This is a genomic window from Pseudomonas synxantha (assembly GCF_900105675.1).
GTDB classification, from domain to species: domain Bacteria; phylum Pseudomonadota; class Gammaproteobacteria; order Pseudomonadales; family Pseudomonadaceae; genus Aquipseudomonas; species Aquipseudomonas synxantha.
Genome location: NZ_LT629786.1, coordinates 5,866,291 through 5,884,660, shown reverse-complemented (window position 1 = coordinate 5,884,660; position 18,370 = coordinate 5,866,291). Strand labels below are relative to the sequence as shown.

Below are 18,370 nucleotides of genomic sequence, written 5' to 3'. Positions count from 1 at the left end.
TTGGCCGGCAGTGTATCACGCAGCGTCTATAGTCTTTTCACGTCCCCGCTGCGCACGCTTTTCGCGCAGTGGGGCGGGCAGTCGCGCACTGTTTTGATGCGCATTGCCGCCGCGCAAACGCCCCGAGGGTGGGCACAAGTGGGCAAAGGACTGTTTTCAGTGGTTTTTACGGAGCTGGCAAGGTTTCTGCTTAGACGATCATGACCCATGCACTGACGCAGTCGCTGTGACGAATGCAGTGCGCCGAGGGATCAGGGGGTAAAGGTTTCGTCACCAGTGGTTCGCTGGCGTCGTGACGGCATATGCCGAGGCGACGATGCGTTACAAAGCCAGGCGCTGCGCTTAGACTTGAGACGGGTTTGTTTTCCTGGGGCAAGTCCACCAATTCGGGAGAGAGTTTTCATGAAGCTAGTCACTGCCATCATCAAGCCGTTCAAGTTGGACGATGTACGCGAGTCGCTGTCCGAGATCGGCGTGCAGGGCATTACCGTTACTGAGGTCAAGGGCTTCGGTCGGCAGAAGGGTCATACCGAGCTGTATCGCGGCGCGGAATACGTGGTCGATTTCCTGCCGAAGGTGAAGATCGATGTCGCCATTGACGACAAGGATCTTGATCGGGTTATCGAGGCGATAACCAAGGCGGCCAACACCGGCAAGATCGGTGACGGCAAGATCTTCGTGGTCAATCTGGAACAGGCTATTCGCATCCGTACCGGCGAAACCGATACCGACGCAATCTAAGCCGCCAAACCCCAACGCCCCAGGAGAAAACAATATGACTCTGCGTAAATTCGCAGGGCTCGGAGCCCTGCTGTCCATCGTAATGCCAGGCCTGGCCATGGCGGCAGATGAAGTGGCTGCTCCAGTCCTCAACTCCGGCGACACTGCCTGGATGCTGACCGCCACGGCACTGGTGCTGTTCATGACTATCCCTGGCCTGGCGCTGTTTTACGGCGGCATGGTCCGCTCCAAGAATATCCTGTCGGTGATGATGCAGTGCTTTGCCATCACTGGCCTGATCAGCATCCTGTGGGTCGTCTACGGCTACAGCATCGCGTTCGATACCACCGGTATGGAACAGGGCGTGGTCAATTTCAATTCCTTCTTCGGCGGCATGGGCAAGGCGTTCCTGGCGGGTGTCACCCCGGCCAGCATTACCGGGCCTGCGGCGCTGTTTCCGGAAGCGGTGTTCATCACCTTCCAGATGACCTTCGCCATCATCACCCCAGCGCTGATCGTCGGTGCTTTCGCCGAGCGTATGAAGTTCTCCGCGATGCTGATCTTCATGGCGATCTGGTTCACCCTGGTCTATGCGCCGATCGCGCACATGGTCTGGAGCGGCAACGGTGGCCTGATGTGGGATTGGGGTGTGCTGGACTTCGCCGGCGGCACCGTCGTACATATCAACGCCGGTGTGGCCGGCTTGGTGGCGTGCATCGTGCTCGGCAAGCGCAAAGGCTTCCCGACCACGCCAATGGCCCCACACAACCTGGGCTATACCCTGGTGGGCGCGGCCATGCTCTGGATCGGTTGGTTCGGCTTCAACGCCGGTTCCGCTGCGGCGGCCAACGGCACTGCGGGCATGGCGATGCTGGTTACCCAGATCGCCACCGCCGCTGCGGCACTGGGCTGGATGTTTGCCGAGTGGATCACCCACGGTAAACCGAGCGCACTGGGGATCGCCTCGGGCGTGGTGGCCGGCCTGGTCGCTGTCACACCAGCCGCTGGCACCGTGGGGCCGATGGGCGCCCTGGTGATCGGCCTGGTCGCCGGCGTGGTGTGCTTCTTCTGCGCTACCAGCCTCAAGCGCAAGCTTGGCTATGACGACTCCCTGGACGCCTTTGGCGTACACGGTATCGGCGGTATCGTCGGTGCGATCCTCACCGGTGTGTTTGCAGCCCCGGCCCTGGGCGGCTTCGGCACCGTGACCGACATTGCTGCCCAAGTCTGGATCCAGTGCAAAGGCGTCGGCTTCACTGTGATCTACACGGCGATCGTGACCTTCGTCATCCTAAAGGTACTGGACATGGTCATGGGGCTGCGTGTCACCGAAGAGGAAGAGGCGGTAGGCCTCGACCTGGCGCAACACAACGAGCGCGGCTACAACTTGTAAGCACATGAAAAAAAGATGCCCGGCTTGCCGGGCATTTTTTTGCCTGGCGTTTGTCTGTGGCTAAAGGTGCGTGGGTTTTTTGTCGACTTTGTGATGGGATCCACGCGGCACTTTCAAGGGTGCAAATGTCTTACAGCTATGAAGGCGTATTCGGCACTTTGTTTTTTCCCAGAGCGCGCTAGAATGCGCGCCGATGGGCGGAGAACTGTATGTGGCAACAGACCCTGATTACCCTGCGGGCCAAGCCCCGGGGCTTTCATCTAGTAACGGACGAGTTGCTTGCCGGCTTGCCTGAATTAAAGGCGTGTCGTGTGGGCCTGTTGCATCTGTGGCTGCAGCACACCTCGGCCTCGTTGACTGTTAACGAGAATGCCGACCCGGCGGTTCGCCGTGACTTCGAGCGGTTTTTCAACCTGCTGGTGCCACAAGGTGGCGCAGGGTTTGAACACAACGACGAAGGTCCGGATGATCTGCCGGCGCACTTCAAGGCCAGTCTGCTGGGCTGCCAGCTGAGTTTGCCGGTCAAGGCCGGCCGCTTGGCGATAGGGACCTGGCAAGGTGTTTATCTGGGCGAGCACCGTGATCATGGCGGTGCTCGTAAAGTCCTCGCCACCTTGCAGGGTGAAGAGGCATAAGCCACTGGTTATCCGGTGGATGTTGATTTTTTTCCGGCGACCTCGACAGAGGGTGAAGCTGGGCTATAACTAATCTGCTTTTCGCAAGTCATGAGGTAGAACATGAGCGACGATGATCTGGAACAAGACGACCTCGAAGTAGGTGATGAAGATGAAACCGAAGAAGGTCTTGAAGTAGCAGCGGAAGACGTTGCTGACGATGTCGATGAGAGCAGTGTCGATGAGGCGAGCCCCAAAGCCAAAGGCAAAGCCAAGGCTGCGGTCTCGGTAGACGAGCTGCCGAGCGTTGAAGCCAAGAACAAAGAGCGCGATGCCCTGGCCCGTGCGATGGAAGAATTCCTCGCTAAAGGCGGCAAAGTGGTCGAAGTCGAGCCCAACGTGGTGGCTGATCCACCGAAGAAGCCGGACAACAAGTACGGCAGCCGACCCATCTGAGGTCTGCCTCCTGCTTGCCGAAAAAGCCCGCCGTCGCTGCGGGCTTTTTCACGCCTTATGACTTGTTCAAGCCTTGTGGTGTTCTAAATGTGGGAGGGGGCTTGCTCCCGATCGCGGTGTATCAGTTGCCACATGTGCTGGCTGAACCACTGCTATCGGGAGCAAGCCCCCTCCCACATTTTGATCTGCGGTGTTACTGCCAGCTCTGCAGCAACTCCGGCAACTCCGTCAGGCTGTGAATCTGCGCATCCGGGCGCTTGTCACCCTCCCAAGTCTTGCCCGCCGGGTTAAACCACACCGCCCGTAACCCGGCCTGCTGTGCGCCGGCGATGTCATCTCCAGGGTGATCGCCCACATGCACTGCCGCACTGGCATCCACGCCGCCCCGCTGCAACGCCTCTTCAAACAAGCGAGCATCCGGCTTGGCGATGCCGATATCTTCGGCGCGCAAGGCAAAGTGAAAGTAGTCCGCCAGGCCCACGCGCTGCACATCCGCGTTGCCATTGGTGATCACTCCCAGCAAAAAGTGCTGGCGCAGCGCTTTGAGCATCGGCTCGGCTTCCGGGAAAACGGTGAGCTGGTGGCGTGCATGGATAAACGCTTCAAAGCAGACATCCGCCATCTGCGCAGCTTCTGGTTGGGGATAACCGGCTTCCTCGAACGCATGCACCAAAACACGATGTCGCAACAGGCTGATGCGGTGTTTGAGTTCAGGATGGCGCTGCAGTACTTGCTGGCGCAGGCTGGCGAAATGCTCCAGGGGCAAGTCCCCGACCTTGGAGGCGTTGACCGCCAGCCATTCGCGCATTGACGCTTCGGCGCTGATGATGACGGGTACGTTGTCCCAGAGGGTGTCGTCCAGGTCGAAGGTGATCAGCTTGATACTCATAAGTCGCCGCCCTTGATGCGTTTGGCCCGTGGATGGGCGCTGTCGTACACCGTTGCCAGGTGCTGGAAGTCGAGATGGGTGTAGATCTGCGTGGTCTTGATATCGGCGTGGCCGAGCAGTTCCTGCACGGCGCGCAGATCCTGGGAGGACTCCAGCAGATGGCTGGCGAAGGAGTGGCGCAGCATATGTGGATGCAGGTTCTGTCCGAGTTCCCGCGCACCGGCGGCCTTGACCCGCAGCTGAATCGCCCGTGGTCCCAGGCGCCGGCCCTGCTGGCTGACAAACACCGCATCGTCCACAGGATTGGTCAACAGGCGCAGCGGCAGCCATAGCTCGAGAGCTTCCCGGGCCTTCCTGCCGACCGGCAGCACGCGGGTTTTGCTGCCTTTGCCGAGGACTTGCACCAGGCCATCTGCGAGGTCCAGTTGATCGAGGTTAAGGCCGGTCAGCTCCGACAGGCGCAAGCCCGAGGAATAGAACAGTTCAAGGATCGCCTGGTCGCGATGGGCCAGGAAGTCATCTTCCACGGCGCCATCGAGCAACTGCAGGGCGCGGTCGGTATCCAGCGTCTTGGGCAGGCGTCGTTCGCCTTTGGGCGGGGACAGGCCATTGGCCGGGTCGTGGTCGCACAAGCCTTCGCGATTGAGGTAGTGGTAAAGGCCACGCACCGCCGACAGCAAGCGAGACAAGCTGCGCGAGGACTGGCCTTGCTGGTGCAGCCGTGCGATCAGACTGCGCAGGGCCTGGATATCCAGGGCCTTCCAGCTGCTGACGTGCTGTTTTTCGCAATAGGCCAGGACCTTGTTCAAGTCCCGACGATAGGCTTCGAGGGTGTGGGGCGACACCTGGCGCTCGTTGCGCAGATGAGCGCAGTAGGCGTCCAGTTGCCGCTCCATGGTCAGCGCACCGCGCGCAGGGTGGTGGTGTGGCGTGGCAGGACGCGGCCCAGCACTTCTGCGATGTAGGTCAGGAACAAAGTGCCCACCGAGCTCTTGTAGTGTGCAGGGTCGCGGCTGGCAATGGCCAGTACGCCGTGTAAGCCCTGATGGCTGAGGGCAATGACTGCGGTAGAGCCGATCTGCTTGCGCTGTTCGGCCCCGAACAGGAAGTCCAGTTCATGTTCGCGCAAGGTGCCGCTGACGGTTTTGCCTTCGGAAAGAAGGCCACCGATGGCCGTCTGCGCCTCGCCACCTGTGACCCAGCGACCCACCGGCATTGGGTTATCGCTGAACAGGATCAGGCTGACAAAAGGCACCTGGAAATCCTCGCGCAGGCTGTCCTCCACGGCGATCACCGTTTCTTCCAGGCTGGCGGCGTCCATCAGGGTCAGGATCAGGCGGCGGGTCTTGTCGAACAAGCGGTCGTTGTCGCGGGCCACGTCCATCAGATGGGAGAGCCGATGGCGCATTTCGATGTTGCGCTCGCGCAGGATCTTCATCTGCCGCTCCACCAGCGACACGGTGTCACCGCGCTGGTGGGGGATACGCAGGGCCGGCAGCAACTCTTCGTGCTCTACGAAGAAGTCCGGATTAGCCTCAAGGTACGCCGCGACAGCAGCGGCCTCCAGGCTTTGACTCGGGGTAGCGTCTGCGGGTACTTGAGGCTTATCGGTCATTAGCTTGGCTCACTCATAGACGGACCTGTCCTTCGTATACGCGCGAGGCCGGCCCGGTCATCATTACCGGGTGGCCTGGGCCTGCCCATTCGATGGACAAGCGTCCGCCGGGCAGGTCGATCAGCAGCGGCGAATCCATCCACCCCTGGCTGATCGCGGCCACGGCAGCGGCGCAAGCGCCGGTGCCGCAAGCCTGGGTTTCGCCGGCGCCACGTTCCCATACGCGCAATTGCGCACGGGTACGGTCGATCACCTGCAGGAAGCCCACATTGACCCGTGCCGGAAAGCGCGGGTGATGTTCGATCTTCGGCCCCAGTTCGTGTACCGGGGCGTTATTGATGTCGGTGACCCGCAGTACTGCATGGGGGTTGCCCATGGACACGGCAGCGATATCCACGGTCTTGCCATCCACATCCAGCGGGTAGCTGAGGGCCTGCTCGGTGGCCTGGAACGGAATATCCGCCGGCACCAGGCGTGGCGCGCCCATGTTGACGCTGATCTGGCCGTCACTGCGGATATCCAGTTCGATCACGCCGCCCTTGGTCTCGACGCGAATCTGGCGCTTGGCGGTCAGGCGCTTGTCGAGCACAAAGCGCGCAAAGCAGCGCGCACCGTTGCCGCACTGTTCCACTTCGGAACCGTCGGAGTTGAAGATCCGGTAGCGGAAATCCACCTCCGGGTTGCTCGGCGCTTCAACCAGCAGCAACTGGTCGAAGCCGATACCGGTGTGGCGATCGCCCCACTGTTTGGCGTGCTTGGGCAGGATGTGCGCGTGCTGGCTGACCAGGTCGAGGACCATGAAGTCATTGCCCAGCCCGTGCATCTTGGTAAAACGCAGCAGCATGGCTTACTCCGGCAGCAGGCTTTCGCCAGCATACAACTGGGCTACCGTCTCGCGGCGACGCACTTCAAATGCTTGATCACCGTCCACCAGCACCTCGGCGGTACGCCCGCGGGTGTTGTAGTTGGAACTCATGACAAACCCGTAGGCACCGGCCGAATGCACGGCCAGCAGGTCACCTTCTTCCAGGGCCAACTGACGATCCTTGGCCAGGAAGTCGCCGGTCTCGCAGATCGGGCCGACGATGTCATAGGCGCGGGCAACGCTTGCGCGAGGCGTCACGGCGGTGACATTCATCCAGGCCTGGTACAGCGCCGGGCGGATCAGGTCGTTCATCGCCGCATCGACGATGGCGAAATCCTTGTGTTCGGTGTGCTTGAGGTACTCGACCTGGGTCAGCAGTACACCAGCGTTGGCGACGATATAACGGCCTGGCTCGAACATCAGGGTCAGGTCGCGGCCTTCAATGCGTTCGCGCACGGCCTGGATATAGTCGGCGATCGCCGGTGGTTCTTCATCGCGATAACGCACGCCCACGCCACCACCCAGGTCGATGTGGTGCAGGTAGATGCCGCACTCGCCCAGGCGGTCGATCAGCGCCAGCAGGCGGTCGAGCGCATCCAGGAAGGGGGGCAGGGTGGTCAGTTGCGAACCGATATGGCAGTCGACGCCCAGCACTTCCAGGTTCGGCAGTTGGGCGGCGCGGATGTACACGTCTTCGGCGTCGGCGATGGCGATGCCGAACTTGTTCTCTTTGAGACCGGTGGAAATGTACGGGTGGGTGCCGGCGTCGACATCCGGGTTGACGCGCAGGGAGATCGGCGCGCGAACGCCCATTTCGGCGGCAACGACTTGCAGGCGCTCCAGTTCGTCGGTGGATTCGACATTGAAGCAATGTACGCCGACTTCCAGGGCGCGGCGCATGTCATCGCGGCTCTTGCCGACCCCGGAGAAGACGATCTTGTCAGCCTGGCCGCCGGCGGCCAGTACGCGTTCCAGCTCGCCACGGGACACGATGTCGAAACCGGCGCCCAGGCGCGCCAGGACATTCAGTACGCCCAGGTTGGAGTTGGCCTTTACCGCGTAGCACACCAGGTGCGGTACGCCGTCGAGCGCGTCGGTGAACGAGCGGTATTGGGCTTCGATATGCGCACGGGAGTACACATAGGTCGGGGTGCCAAACTGCTGGGCAATCGCGGACAATGCCACGCCTTCCGCGAACAGCTCGCCGTCCCGGTAGTTAAAAGCGTCCATAAGTGTCCCTTAGTAGGTGTCGTGCTTATGCGCTTTTGACGGCTTTTGCGACGATTGCGCCTGTTCATTCGGGTCTTTGCTGTCATCGGGAAGGTACAGCGGGCCTTTTTGACCACAGGCACTGACGAGACAGGCGACCGCGACGAGCGCAGCAAGGGAAGAGATCAGGCGCTTCATGGCGAAATCCTTGAATATGCATTAATTGCGCCCGAGTATACCGACCACCCGCCAGCTTGCCTATGCGCCGCAATACCCGTCCGGCGGGGGTTTGCCGAGATGACTGGGAAGCGGGTTACGCTGTTAGAGGATATTTCGTACTGCCATCTGTAATGAAATCGGTATCCTTTGCAATCGGCGAAGCGCGTCCGTATCGTGCGGCGCTTGAGCAAAACCAGACACTTTTGAGGTTGCCACGATGAGTTTGACCGAAGCCCGTTTTCACGACCTGGTGGATACCACACAGGAGAAGCTGGAAGATATTTTCGACGACAGCGGCCTGGATGTGGATCTGGAAAGCTCGGCCGGTGTGCTGACCGTCAAGTTCGAGAGCGGCCAGCAACTGATCTTCAGTCGCCAGGAACCGCTGCGTCAGCTGTGGCTGGCGGCGCGCTCCGGTGGCGTTCACTTCGACTACGACGAAGAAAGCGGCAAATGGCAGTGCGACAAGAGTGAAGAGTTGTTGGGTGAGATGCTCACGCGTTTGGTCCAGGAATATACCGGCACCGAGCTGGACTTTGATGAGTTGGGGCAGGACGAGATCTGACCGTGACCCAGCCTTTACCCGTACGCCCGCCCAAGCCGCTGTTCAGCAATGTCAGCCCGGCGGTGCCGTCACCTTGTATCAGTTTGTGTCGCCTGGACGAACAGAAGGTTTGCCTCGGTTGCTTCCGCCATGTGGAAGATATCCGCGAATGGCGTTCCGCCGACGATGCGCGGCGCCGGGTGATCTGCGCCGAAGCTGAGCAACGCAAGGCACGCGCCTGACGTCGTCTTGTTTATTTGTGTCGCTGTGGTAGTGTCCGGATACACCTCAACTCATCGAGGTCCGCGAGAACCCCGCCTTTTCCTGGCGGGGTTTTGCTTTTTTGTGCAGAAAAAAAGGAGTCTGCCTGAATCATGACCGCACCTTCCATCATTCTTACCCGTCTCGACGTGCAGCGTCTTGAGCAACTGATCGACCGTGTAGGCGAGGACTCGCCGGGCGTCGAAGCCCTTCAACACGAACTCGACCGCGCCGAAGAAGTGGTTGGCCACGATGAAGTGCCTGCAACTGTCGTGACCATGAACTCCAGCGTGCACTGCCGTGAGCAAGGCAGTGGCAAGGACTACCACCTGACCCTGGTCTACCCCAAGGACGCGAATGCCGACGAAGGCAAGATCTCGATCCTCGCGCCGGTGGGCAGTGCCTTGCTGGGCTTGCAAGTGGGCCAGCATATCGACTGGCCTGCGCCGGGCGGCAAGACACTCAAGCTTGAACTGCTCAACGTCGAAGGCCAGCCCAAAGATGGCGGCGCCTTCACGCTCTAGATCTGATCCAGCGCCGCATTGAGTGACTGTTCCAGTTCTGCCTTGTAGCGCAGGTACAGATTGCTCGGGCTCTGCACGTCCCCCAGCAGGCCCGACAAATCCAGATCGGTGATATAGCAGCGGTATCGTTCGGTCTCCTGGCGCTGCGCGACGATCTCCTGGGCTACCACGGCAAACAGTTGGTCGCCGAATTCCAGCTCGGAAAATTCCCGCTGATTGCAGTACAACGTAATCCCCACCTGGCCCGGCGCGCCCTTGCCGATAATCGCCTGCACGTCATAAAACGGCTTGTCGGCAGGATTTTGCGGGGCTGGCCTTGGCTCGACGCGGCGCGCGCGGGAGTTGCCTGAGGGCAATAGCTGGTAGTACAGGGTGTGAATCTCACCCAGGGGTGGCTGCGCGTCCAGGGACGATAACGCCTCTCGGCGATAAAGGATCGATTGCAGGAAGCGCTGCAGTGGCGCCAGCAGGCTCTGTTCATCGTGGAATGGCAGGCGCTGCTGCCAAAGGGCATTGAATTCGTCGAGCACGTATAGCTCGGCGAAGCCTTCGTTGACCCGATAGAACACCTGCACGCAATCGGCCAGGCCCATGGGTAGCAGCAACGCCAGGTCGTGGTCTTCCAGGGCCATGGCGTCCAAGTGCCACGGGCTGTAGCTGGCCAGTTCCTCACTGAGGTAGGCAATCAGCGCGTCCTGGGTGGGCAGCGGCACATGAGTGGCCTGGCCCGGTGTCAGTTCCATCACGTGATAGTGCTGCTGCACCTGAAGCAGGTAGCGGTGATTGCCCTGGCTGAGCAGCAGGTTCTGCGCAGTGTCGAATACCTCCTCCACACGCTGGGCAATGAACTGCGCACGGTTGTGACAGAAGCAGCGCACCCGCAGCCGTGGCAGATGATCCGATGGCAGTTGGTTGAGGTAGTCGCGTAGACAGTCGAGCAGCGCGTGGGGACCGTCGTAGCGGCTGACCATCACCTCGTTCCAGCTATTGAGCGTGACCTGGTCCAGGGTCAGCACCAGGTTGTCGCGTACACCGGCATAGCTCAGGGAGTCAGTGCGCTCGGTGGTCATCAGGATATTCAGTTCGCGATGATGTTTGAGCGGGTCGACGCCGACGTTGATCAGCAACAACACTTCTTCCGGCACTGCCGGACGCAACAGACGGACTTCATCGACGCTGGCCAGGGGCAGGGCAATGGTCTGCTGCAGGCTACCCAGCAGGTTGAACAGCTCAAACTCGGTCATGTCACTGGTGCCAGGGTGCAGCGCCAGGCGCGTACTGCTGTCGATCACCCCGTTGCGGTGGCACCAGGTAAGCATTTCCAGCAGGTCGCGGCTGCGTTTGATCGGCGCGAAGTGCTCCCATTCCAGGGCCGTGAGGTTGCCGTTATACAGGCCCCAATGGTGCTGGCCGGCTTCCTTGCGGTTGGGCGACTGCACCAGTGTCAGGGTATCTTCGGCCAGGTCGGGGGCAATACCGGGGTTGATGAACTCAACCTTGCCGGCCTTGCGCTCAAACGCTGCATACAGGCGCCGACCCAACACGTTGAGGTCGCGCTTGTTGATCAGGCTGACAGTCTGTTCGGTACGGGCGAACTGGGTGAGGAAGCGGTAACTGTAGTTCAGCTCATTGACCAGGGCACGGCGTTCGGAAGCGACCTGGCGCACTTTCCACTGGCTGCGGCTGTCCAGCAGGGCCAGTTGGCGTTGGTCCCAACCCCACTCAAGAGCCAGGCGCTCGAGCAGCAGCCGTTGCCAACCGGTAGTGCGCTGGCCGACGCTGAGCTTGCGGTTGACCTTCAGGTACAGGCTGCGTCGCACCAGTTCCAGGCGCTCTGGCTCGTTGCGAGCCTTGAGGTACTCCTCGATGCGGCGGTAGACCATGATGTAAGGGTCCAGCTCATCCAGATCGACCTGGTTGGCGAACACCGCCCGTTTAAAACGCAGGCTCAGGCATTGCACGTTTGGGTGTTCGCTGGCGTAGACCTCGGTCAGCAACAGCTTGAGCACCGACTTGTAGGGGGATTCGATGCCCTTGAACAATTGCCACAGCCCGGCACCCATGAACTCGCCCGGCGGGATGTGGGCCAGGTGGCCAAGGTCTAGGGTCTCGTCGGCGCGGATGAAACGCTTGGACATCAGTGTGTGGGTAAATTCGGCGTAGCGGCGTTCTTCATACACCGGCACCAGCCACCAGATCGGCGTGCGCCCGGCCAGCCATATGGCGGTGCGGTAGAACTCGTCCAGCAGCAGGTAGTGCTGGGTGGTGCCGCAATCGTCGGAACTCAGTTGCGTGTCGCGCTCACCCAATACGAAGCGCGTCGGCTCGATCAAAAAGAAATGCGCTTCGGCGCCCATGCCCAGGGCCCAGGCCTCCAGCAATTGGCACTTCTTGCGCAGCTCGGCCAGTTCGTTGTCGTTCAGATCGGGCGCATGGCACACCCACACATCCATATCGCTTTGATCGGCCTGGGCCAGCGTGCCGAGGCTGCCCATCAGGAATAGGCCGTGGATCGGTCGGGGCGGGTTGCCGTGGCGGGGCTTATAAGAGAACGAGCGGGTCAGGCGCTGGGCTTCGGTCAGGGCCTGATCGTCAGGTTCGAAATTCGACAGCCCGGCCGGAGTGGTGCTGGAGACGTAGCCCGGTAACAACGGGTGATTGACGTGGAAAAATAGCGGCAGGAGGGTCAGCACGCTTTGCTGGCGCGGGGTCAGCCCCTCGACGGCACGGGCCATGCGCTCTTCATTGAGTGCCATGAAGCGCGCGCGCAACTGGGTCAGCACCTTGCGGTCGATGCCTTCGTCCAGGTCGGGGCGGATTTCATGGGTGCGGGTCATGTCGAACTCGGCGGCTCGCAGGGCCCGACATGGGCGGCCGTGTAGGAGTTTACAGCCAGAAGCGTAGGAGTTTTAGAGGGGAAATGATTTTGGTGTCAGAATTTTCGCCGTTGCGCAGCAACACCCGTGGAATCCGCAAGGGCGTACTCCACGGGCGGTATCAGTTATCAGGCGGCTTCTTTGGTCGAGCTGGTGGTCAGGATAGTCAGCAGGGTTTGCGCTTGTTCGGCGGCGTCACGACCCAGGCTGGTCAGATAACCGCCATCCGGCTGGTCGATCAGTTTTTTCTCGAACAGGCGCTTGGCAGCGGCAATGGCGGCAGGAGCGGCAGTCTGGTGGACTTTCAGACCTTCCTGGGAACTGCCCAGGTTGAAGAGTGCAAGGATTTCCAGTTCGGCAACCAACTCGGGTGTATACGACATAAGGACTCCAGACTTTCTAAATTTATTAGAGGCTAGCAAGCCATAAGGTGAACGCACTTTGGCGGGCTGTCCAGTGAGAAAGTCGTAGGTATTGATATGGCGCAGATTTGTGGCGAGGAAGCGGGCTTCCCGGCCACGCCAAGGCTGGTTTCAGTTGTTTTCAGGCGGTAGTTCAGGGAGCGCTCGCAACGCCGTTTCATACCATTCGGTATCGAAAGCACGGTCTTCTTCGAGCATCTTGTCTATCTCAACAGCCAGCACATGGGCCATGAGGTTCAAAATGTCGTCGCGCTCGTAACCTACCAGGGTCAGTTTATTGAAGGTGGCCTTGGCGGCAGGCGGGTTGTCGCTTTCGATCTGGTTTTCGATGGCCTGGGTCAGCGTGCTTTCGGTGAACTCTTCTTCGTCGTTATCAATATCGGTCGGCTCGCTCATGGCAGGCTCCTTAAGGAAAGGACGTCAGTCTACCGCCATTCAGCTAAGTGATGCTGCTGGTCAGCCCGGCTTCGGGCATCTATAACTCTTGCAGCCAACCCCGCACCCGGCCTGGAGGCTTTGCGATGCTCAAGCTTTACGGATTTTCGGTCAGCAACTACTACAACATGGTGAAACTGGCGCTGCTGGAGAAAGGGCTGCCTTTCGAAGAGGTGCCTTTTTATGCCGGGCAAACCCCCGAAGCGCTGGCGATAAGCCCCCGCGGCAAGGTGCCGGTGCTGGGCGTGACGCAGGGATTTATCAACGAAACCAGCGTGATCCTCGAATACATCGAGCAGACCCAGGAAGGCCCAGCGCTGCTTCCGGCCGAGCCGTTCCAGCGTGCCCAGGTGCTGGCGTTATGCAGGGAGATCGAGCTGTACATCGAATTGCCTGCCCGTGCCTGTTTCGCCGAGGCGTTTTTCGGCATGCCGGTGCCGGAGGCGATCAAGGAAAAATCCAAGGCCGAGTTGTTGCTTGGGATCGCTGCGTTAGGTCGGCATGGTAAGTTCGCGCCTTATGTGGCGGGTGAGAGCTTCACGATTGCAGATTTGTATTTCATGTTCAGCTTGAACCTGGCCTGCGGCGTGGGTGAGAAGCTGTTTGGGCTGGACTTGCTGGCGCAGTTGCCGCAAGCGAAGGCATTGCTGGGGCGCCTGAATGAAATGCCCAATGCGCAGAAGGTGGAGGCGGACAGGCAGGCGGCGATGCCGGCATTCATGGCGATGATTGCGGCCAAAAAATAATCAATGTGGGCGGGGGCTTGCTCCCGATGGCGGTGTATCAGGTAAGAAAACCTTAGCTGACCCACCGCCATCGGGAGCAAGCCCCCTCCCACAGTTTTAGCGGCTGGCGAGCAATTCTTTGCCGCGTACTACGGCAGCCTTGACCTGTGCTGGCGCAGTACCGCCCACATGGTCGCGGGCGTTCACCGAACCTTCCAGGGTCAGCACGGCAAATACATCCTGCTCGATCTGGTCGCTGAACTGGCGCAGTTCTTCCAGGCTCATTTCCGCCAGGTCCTTGCCGGTGTCTACGCCATATTTAACCGCGTGGCCGACGATTTCGTGACAATCACGGAACGGCAGGCCACGGCGTACCAGGTAGTCAGCCAGGTCGGTCGCGGTGGAAAACCCGCGCAGGGCTGCTTCACGCATCATCGCGTGCTTGGGCTTGATCGCCGGGATCATGTCGGCAAAGGCACGCAGCGAGTCGCGCAGGGTGTCGGCGGCGTCGAACAGCGGTTCCTTGTCTTCCTGGTTGTCCTTGTTGTAGGCCAGGGGTTGGCCTTTCATCAGGGTCAACAGGCCCATCAGTGCGCCGAATACCCGGCCGCTTTTGCCCCGTACCAGTTCGGGCACGTCGGGGTTCTTCTTTTGCGGCATGATCGAGCTGCCGGTGCAAAAGCGGTCCGGCAGGTCAATGAACTGGAACTGCGCGCTGGTCCATAGCACCAGCTCCTCCGAGAAACGCGACAGGTGCATCATCGCAATGCTGGCGGCGGCGCAGAATTCGATGGCGAAGTCACGATCCGACACGCCATCCAGGGAGTTGCCGCCCACGGCGTCAAAGCCCAGCAGTTGTGCGGTGTACTCGCGGTCGATCGGGTAGGTGGTACCCGCCAGCGCGGCGCTGCCCAATGGCATGCGGTTGGCGCGCTTGCGGCAATCCACCAGGCGCTCGTAGTCGCGGCTGAGCATTTCGAACCAGGCCAGCAGGTGGTGGCCGAAGGTCACCGGCTGTGCGGTCTGCAAGTGGGTGAAGCCGGGCATGATGGTGTCCGATTCACGCTCGGCCTGCTCCAGCAAACCTTTTTGCAGGCGGGTGATTTCGGCCAGGATCAGGTCGATTTCATCGCGCAGCCACAAGCGGATATCGGTGGCTACCTGATCGTTACGGCTGCGGCCGGTGTGCAGTTTCTTGCCGGTTACGCCGATGCGGTCGGTCAGGCGCGCCTCGATGTTCATGTGCACATCTTCCAGGTCGACGCGCCAATCGAACGTACCGGCCTCGATCTCACCGCGGATGGTGGTCAGGCCGTCGATGATGCTGTCACGCTCGGCGTCGGTCAGCACGCCGACCTTGGCCAGCATCGTGGCGTGGGCGATGGAGCCCATGATGTCGTGGCGGTACAGGCGCTGGTCAAAGGTGACGGAGGCGGTGAAGCGGGCGACGAAGGCGTCGACGGGTTCACTGAAGCGGCCGCCCCAGGACTGGTTGGTCTTGTCGGTGCTCATGGATTCGCTCGTGATCTGTTTGAAAGAGGCATGGAGGTGTGCCGGCGATAATAACAGGGTTGCCCTTGGTGGCGGTGTTGCGGGTGCCTGGCAATTTTATTTGCGCCGTAGATGGCTAAGTGCCTTGCCGCCGACCGCATCCGGGACGAGACTGGAGGCAGGTACTTGTTGAAACGATATTTGACGATTGAGCAATATCGTCTTGGTGAGCGTCTACAGTTGCACTGATAGTGTGTGAATGCACCAAAGTCGACTGATGCGGTCATAACCAGACTATCCATTAAACAGGGGGGTATTCGGATTGTGTATCAGTGAACCCTACGACGATGCCCGACGGCAGCAGGTCCTGGGCGCAATTGAACAGGTCCGGGTAAATTTGGGTGCCGCTCTCAGGGCACTTTTTGCCGCTCGCGCTAGTCTTAGCGTGGATCGCTGTGACGTAAGTCACCGCACCTGTCTACGCTATCCTTGTGCGAGACTCACGCAGGAATCCAGCGCAATATGAATGTCCTGATCGTTGATGACGAACCCCAAGCCCGCGAGCGACTGAGCCGTCTGGTCAGTGAACTCGAGGGTTATACAATCCTTGAACCGAGTGCCGCCAACGGTGAGGAGGCGTTGACCCTGATCGACAGCCTCAAGCCCGACCTGGTGCTGCTCGATATCCGCATGCCGGGCCTCGATGGCCTGCAAGTGGCTGCTCGCCTGAGCGAGCGTGAATCGCCACCGGCCGTGGTGTTGTGTGCGGCTCAGGATGAGTTTTCTGCACAGACGCTCGAAGACAGCACTGTCAGTTTTCTCGTCAAGCCGGTCAACGCCGAAGCCTTGCTCAAGGCTTTGAAGAAAGCCGAGCGACCCAATCGCGCCCAGCTCGCTGCCTTGACCCAGCCGGCCGCCCAAAGTGGTAACGGGCCACGCAGCCACATCAGTGCGCGCACCCGCAAGGGCATCGAGCTGATCCCCCTTAGCCAGGTCGTCTACTTTATTGCCGATCACAAGTACGTGACCCTGCGTCATGAGTTGGGCGAGGTATTACTCGATGAGCCGCTCAAGGCTCTCGAGGACGAGTTTGGCGATCGCTTCGTGCGCATCCATCGCAACGCGCTGGTAGCCCGTGAACGTATCGAGCGCCTGCAACGTACGCCCCTGGGGCACTTTCAGCTATTCCTGAAGGGACTCAACGGCGATGCACTGATTGTCAGTCGACGCCACGTCGCCGGCGTGCGCAAGATGATGCAGCAGCTTTAGCCCAAGGGCTGCGGCGCGGTCTGCATTCCTTATCCCGGTGCGATGTGGCCAGGGAGGCCCCGCACTTGCTGATTCAAATCAAAGCGTATTTGCCTGAGCTGTTATTATCCGCTGTAACTATTCAGTTCGGATTGATCCATGTCCTCTCGCGAAATCCGCATCGCCACCCGTAAAAGCGCCCTGGCCTTGTGGCAGGCCGAATACGTCAAAGCACGCCTTGAGCAGGCCCATCCGGGCCTCAAGGTATCCCTGGTGCCCATGGTCAGTCGCGGCGACAAGCTGCTCGACTCGCCACTGTCGAAAATCGGCGGCAAAGGCTTGTTCGTCAAGGAGCTGGAAACCGCGCTGCTGGAGAACGAAGCCGACATCGCCGTGCATTCGATGAAAGATGTGCCCATGGACTTCCCTGAAGGCCTGGGCCTTTTTTGCATCTGCGAGCGCGAAGACCCGCGTGACGCCTTTGTTTCCAACACCTACGCATCCCTGGATGAATTGCCGCTGGGCAGTATCGTCGGCACCTCCAGCCTGCGTCGCCAGGCTCAGTTGCTGAGCCGGCGCCCCGATTTGCAGATCCGTTTCCTGCGCGGCAACGTCAACACTCGCCTTGCCAAGCTCGACGCCGGTGAATATGACGCAATCATCCTTGCCGCTGCCGGCTTGATCCGCCTGGGCTTCGAAGAGCGCATCACGTCAGCCATCAGCATCGAAGACAGCCTGCCCGCGGGCGGGCAGGGCGCGGTCGGCATTGAATGCCGCACCGCCGACAGCGAAATCCACGCACTGCTCAAGCCCCTTGATCACGCGGATACCGAAGTGCGTGTCACCGCCGAGCGTGCCTTGAACAAGCATCTCAATGGTGGCTGCCAAGTGCCAATCGCCTGCTATGCCGTGCTCGAAGGTGAAAACCTGTGGCTGCGTGGCCTGGTCGGCGACCCGGACGGCGGTACGCTGCTGACCGCCGAAGTGCGCGGCCCGCAACGTGATGCCACGGCCCTGGGCATCCAGGTCGCCGAGGAGTTGCTGGACAAAGGCGCTGGCGCCATCCTGCAGAAAGTCTATGGCGAGGCCGGCCCGCAGTGACCGATTGGCGCGTGCTGCTGACGCGGCCTGCCGAGGACTCGATGGCCCTGGGGGCCTTGCTGTCCGAGGCTGGTATCTACAGCAGCAGCCTACCCTTGCTGGAAACCGAAGCGTTGCCGGTCACGCCCGAGCAACAGGCGTTGTTCGGCGCGCTGCAGCGCTATTGCGCGATCATTGTGGTGAGCAAGCCGGCCGCGCGCCTGGCCTTGCAACGATTGAAGAGTACTCCGGCGCCAATGCCCTGGTTCAGCGTTGGGGCGGCGACGGCGCAGATACTGGCCGATCATGGCCTCGATGTTCACTATCCAGCCACTGGCGATGACAGCGAGGCCTTGCTTCAATTGCCTGCATTGCGCGAGGCTACTGCCCGGCCGGGTGCAAGGGTGCTGATCCTGCGCGGCGAAGGCGGGCGGGAGCTGCTGGCAGAGCGTTTGCGCGAGCAAGGTGCTAGTGTCGACTACCTGGAATTGTATCGACGTTTTCTTCCGGCTTACGAGACGGGCACGCTGATGCAGCGCATCCAGTTGGAACGCTTGAACGGCCTGGTGGTCAGCAGTGGGCAGGGTTTTCTACACTTGCAGGCCATGGCCGGCCCCGATTGGCCAGAGGTGGCACAGCTGCCATTGTTCGTGCCCAGTCCGCGTGTCTATGAGATCGCGCGGGCTGCTGGCGCAGAAAAAGTTGTGGATTGTCGTGGCGCGAGTGCCGCGGCTTTGTTAGTGGCGTTAGGGAGCTATCCCGTTCCCACTCTCTGATACGCAAA

Annotated in this window: 21 protein-coding genes; 11 read left to right on the top strand and 10 right to left on the bottom strand. The window is 60.5% G+C overall.

Translation table 11 applies throughout. The features are described from left to right. The first annotated feature begins 402 nt into the window (after positions 1–402). The 4 genes from glnK to sutA all read left to right on the top strand — a co-directional run bounded on the left by glnK (position 403) and on the right by sutA (position 3,183). Positions 403–741: a P-II family nitrogen regulator gene (gene glnK, locus BLU48_RS27300; protein WP_002555808.1), complete on the top strand. Its 339-nt coding sequence runs from the start codon at positions 403–405 to the stop codon at positions 739–741. Positions 742–775: 34 nt separating this feature from the next. Beyond that, entirely contained in the window at positions 776–2,113 is a 1,338-nt protein-coding gene (locus BLU48_RS27295) for an ammonium transporter (RefSeq protein WP_043046900.1), read from the top strand. A gap of 209 nt (positions 2,114–2,322) precedes the next feature. After that, positions 2,323–2,748 carry a secondary thiamine-phosphate synthase enzyme YjbQ gene (locus tag BLU48_RS27290; RefSeq protein ID WP_057022720.1) on the top strand — a complete coding sequence of 142 codons (426 nt, stop codon included), beginning with the start codon at positions 2,323–2,325 and terminating at the stop codon, positions 2,746–2,748. A 102-nt stretch (positions 2,749–2,850) separates the two neighbouring features. Continuing rightward, on the top strand, positions 2,851–3,183 hold the full coding sequence (gene sutA / locus BLU48_RS27285; RefSeq protein WP_043046902.1) for a transcriptional regulator SutA: 333 nt from the start codon (positions 2,851–2,853) through the stop codon (positions 3,181–3,183). Between the two features lie 193 nt (positions 3,184–3,376). Here sutA and BLU48_RS27280 read toward each other — a convergent pair whose 3' ends face one another. The 6 genes from BLU48_RS27280 to lptM are packed head-to-tail and all read right to left on the bottom strand — an operon-like array spanning position 3,377 to position 7,959. After that, positions 3,377–4,072 carry an HAD family hydrolase gene (locus BLU48_RS27280; protein ID WP_057022721.1) on the bottom strand — a complete coding sequence of 232 codons (696 nt, stop codon included), beginning with the start codon at positions 4,070–4,072 and terminating at the stop codon, positions 3,377–3,379. Beyond that, a complete protein-coding gene (xerC, locus tag BLU48_RS27275; protein WP_057022722.1) occupies positions 4,069–4,968 on the bottom strand; it encodes a tyrosine recombinase XerC in 900 nt (299 codons plus the stop codon). Before xerC ends, BLU48_RS27280 begins: the two co-directional genes overlap by 4 nt. A 2-nt stretch (positions 4,969–4,970) precedes the next feature. Next, complete coding sequence (locus BLU48_RS27270) at positions 4,971–5,687, bottom strand: DUF484 family protein (RefSeq protein WP_057022723.1); 717 nt, start codon at positions 5,685–5,687, stop codon at positions 4,971–4,973. Between the two features lie 13 nt (positions 5,688–5,700). Further along, entirely contained in the window at positions 5,701–6,531 is an 831-nt protein-coding gene (gene dapF, locus BLU48_RS27265) for a diaminopimelate epimerase (protein ID WP_043046906.1), read from the bottom strand. Positions 6,532–6,534: 3 nt separating this feature from the next. Further along, positions 6,535–7,782, bottom strand: a complete 1,248-nt coding sequence (gene lysA, locus BLU48_RS27260) for a diaminopimelate decarboxylase (RefSeq protein ID WP_057022724.1) — start codon at positions 7,780–7,782, stop codon at positions 6,535–6,537. 9 nt (positions 7,783–7,791) lie between these two features. After that, a complete protein-coding gene (lptM, locus tag BLU48_RS27255) occupies positions 7,792–7,959 on the bottom strand; it encodes an LPS translocon maturation chaperone LptM (RefSeq protein ID WP_003195417.1) in 168 nt (55 codons plus the stop codon). A 238-nt stretch (positions 7,960–8,197) separates the two neighbouring features. Here lptM and cyaY point away from each other — a divergent pair, with 238 nt between their 5' ends. The 3 genes from cyaY (at position 8,198) to rnk (ending at position 9,309) form a co-directional block, all read left to right on the top strand. Then, on the top strand, positions 8,198–8,545 hold the full coding sequence (cyaY, locus tag BLU48_RS27245) for an iron donor protein CyaY (protein ID WP_057022725.1): 348 nt from the start codon (positions 8,198–8,200) through the stop codon (positions 8,543–8,545). A gap of 2 nt (positions 8,546–8,547) precedes the next feature. Further along, complete coding sequence (locus BLU48_RS27240) at positions 8,548–8,766, top strand: DUF1289 domain-containing protein (protein WP_057022726.1); 219 nt, start codon at positions 8,548–8,550, stop codon at positions 8,764–8,766. Between the two features lie 132 nt (positions 8,767–8,898). Next, positions 8,899–9,309, top strand: coding sequence for a nucleoside diphosphate kinase regulator (gene rnk, locus BLU48_RS27235; RefSeq protein ID WP_057022727.1), 411 nt, complete (start codon positions 8,899–8,901; stop codon positions 9,307–9,309). On the opposite strand, the gene BLU48_RS27230 is transcribed toward rnk, so the two are convergent. The 3 genes from BLU48_RS27230 to BLU48_RS27220 form a co-directional block, all read right to left on the bottom strand. Beyond that, the gene (locus BLU48_RS27230; protein WP_057022728.1) at positions 9,306–12,146 is read right to left on the bottom strand and encodes a class I adenylate cyclase; all 2,841 of its coding nucleotides are present in this window, start codon (positions 12,144–12,146) and stop codon (positions 9,306–9,308) included. The two genes, rnk and BLU48_RS27230, sit on opposite strands and share 4 nt — an antisense overlap. Positions 12,147–12,313: 167 nt before the next feature. Further along, positions 12,314–12,568, bottom strand: a complete 255-nt coding sequence (locus BLU48_RS27225; RefSeq protein ID WP_043046912.1) for a TIGR02647 family protein — start codon at positions 12,566–12,568, stop codon at positions 12,314–12,316. 150 nt (positions 12,569–12,718) lie between these two features. Continuing rightward, entirely contained in the window at positions 12,719–13,003 is a 285-nt protein-coding gene (locus BLU48_RS27220; protein WP_057022729.1) for a hypothetical protein, read from the bottom strand. Between the two features lie 125 nt (positions 13,004–13,128). Here BLU48_RS27220 and BLU48_RS27215 point away from each other — a divergent pair, with 125 nt between their 5' ends. Beyond that, positions 13,129–13,788: a glutathione S-transferase family protein gene (locus BLU48_RS27215; protein ID WP_057022961.1), complete on the top strand. Its 660-nt coding sequence runs from the start codon at positions 13,129–13,131 to the stop codon at positions 13,786–13,788. A gap of 96 nt (positions 13,789–13,884) precedes the next feature. Here BLU48_RS27215 and argH read toward each other — a convergent pair whose 3' ends face one another. Further along, entirely contained in the window at positions 13,885–15,279 is a 1,395-nt protein-coding gene (gene argH / locus BLU48_RS27210; protein WP_046070055.1) for an argininosuccinate lyase, read from the bottom strand. Positions 15,280–15,780: 501 nt separating this feature from the next. Here argH and BLU48_RS27205 point away from each other — a divergent pair. The 3 genes from BLU48_RS27205 to BLU48_RS32430 all read left to right on the top strand — a co-directional run bounded on the left by BLU48_RS27205 (position 15,781) and on the right by BLU48_RS32430 (position 18,362). Then, positions 15,781–16,527 carry a LytR/AlgR family response regulator transcription factor gene (locus tag BLU48_RS27205; RefSeq protein ID WP_057022730.1) on the top strand — a complete coding sequence of 249 codons (747 nt, stop codon included), beginning with the start codon at positions 15,781–15,783 and terminating at the stop codon, positions 16,525–16,527. Between the two features lie 138 nt (positions 16,528–16,665). Next, entirely contained in the window at positions 16,666–17,607 is a 942-nt protein-coding gene (gene hemC, locus BLU48_RS27200) for a hydroxymethylbilane synthase (protein ID WP_057022731.1), read from the top strand. Next, positions 17,604–18,362, top strand: a complete 759-nt coding sequence (locus BLU48_RS32430) for a uroporphyrinogen-III synthase (protein ID WP_057022732.1) — start codon at positions 17,604–17,606, stop codon at positions 18,360–18,362. Before hemC ends, BLU48_RS32430 begins: the two co-directional genes overlap by 4 nt. Positions 18,363–18,370: the final 8 nt, after the last annotated feature.

What these genes read in the sequence shown, in the direction of transcription:
- argH (WP_046070055.1), bottom strand. Translation starts at nt 15,279, where the DNA reads ATGAGCACCGACAAGACCAACCAGTCCTGGGGCGGCCGCTTCAGTGAA.
- BLU48_RS27220 (WP_057022729.1), bottom strand. Translation starts at nt 13,003, where the DNA reads ATGAGCGAGCCGACCGATATTGATAACGACGAAGAAGAGTTCACCGAA.
- sutA (WP_043046902.1), top strand. Translation starts at nt 2,851, where the DNA reads ATGAGCGACGATGATCTGGAACAAGACGACCTCGAAGTAGGTGATGAA.
- BLU48_RS27225 (WP_043046912.1), bottom strand. Translation starts at nt 12,568, where the DNA reads ATGTCGTATACACCCGAGTTGGTTGCCGAACTGGAAATCCTTGCACTC.
- glnK (WP_002555808.1), top strand. Translation starts at nt 403, where the DNA reads ATGAAGCTAGTCACTGCCATCATCAAGCCGTTCAAGTTGGACGATGTA.
- cyaY (WP_057022725.1), top strand. Translation starts at nt 8,198, where the DNA reads ATGAGTTTGACCGAAGCCCGTTTTCACGACCTGGTGGATACCACACAG.
- rnk (WP_057022727.1), top strand. Translation starts at nt 8,899, where the DNA reads ATGACCGCACCTTCCATCATTCTTACCCGTCTCGACGTGCAGCGTCTT.
- BLU48_RS27295 (WP_043046900.1), top strand. Translation starts at nt 776, where the DNA reads ATGACTCTGCGTAAATTCGCAGGGCTCGGAGCCCTGCTGTCCATCGTA.
- BLU48_RS27205 (WP_057022730.1), top strand. Translation starts at nt 15,781, where the DNA reads ATGAATGTCCTGATCGTTGATGACGAACCCCAAGCCCGCGAGCGACTG.
- BLU48_RS27290 (WP_057022720.1), top strand. Translation starts at nt 2,323, where the DNA reads ATGTGGCAACAGACCCTGATTACCCTGCGGGCCAAGCCCCGGGGCTTT.
- lptM (WP_003195417.1), bottom strand. Translation starts at nt 7,959, where the DNA reads ATGAAGCGCCTGATCTCTTCCCTTGCTGCGCTCGTCGCGGTCGCCTGT.
- hemC (WP_057022731.1), top strand. Translation starts at nt 16,666, where the DNA reads ATGTCCTCTCGCGAAATCCGCATCGCCACCCGTAAAAGCGCCCTGGCC.
- BLU48_RS27280 (WP_057022721.1), bottom strand. Translation starts at nt 4,072, where the DNA reads ATGAGTATCAAGCTGATCACCTTCGACCTGGACGACACCCTCTGGGAC.
- BLU48_RS27215 (WP_057022961.1), top strand. Translation starts at nt 13,129, where the DNA reads ATGCTCAAGCTTTACGGATTTTCGGTCAGCAACTACTACAACATGGTG.
- lysA (WP_057022724.1), bottom strand. Translation starts at nt 7,782, where the DNA reads ATGGACGCTTTTAACTACCGGGACGGCGAGCTGTTCGCGGAAGGCGTG.
- BLU48_RS27270 (WP_057022723.1), bottom strand. Translation starts at nt 5,687, where the DNA reads ATGACCGATAAGCCTCAAGTACCCGCAGACGCTACCCCGAGTCAAAGC.
- dapF (WP_043046906.1), bottom strand. Translation starts at nt 6,531, where the DNA reads ATGCTGCTGCGTTTTACCAAGATGCACGGGCTGGGCAATGACTTCATG.
- xerC (WP_057022722.1), bottom strand. Translation starts at nt 4,968, where the DNA reads ATGGAGCGGCAACTGGACGCCTACTGCGCTCATCTGCGCAACGAGCGC.
- BLU48_RS27230 (WP_057022728.1), bottom strand. Translation starts at nt 12,146, where the DNA reads ATGACCCGCACCCATGAAATCCGCCCCGACCTGGACGAAGGCATCGAC.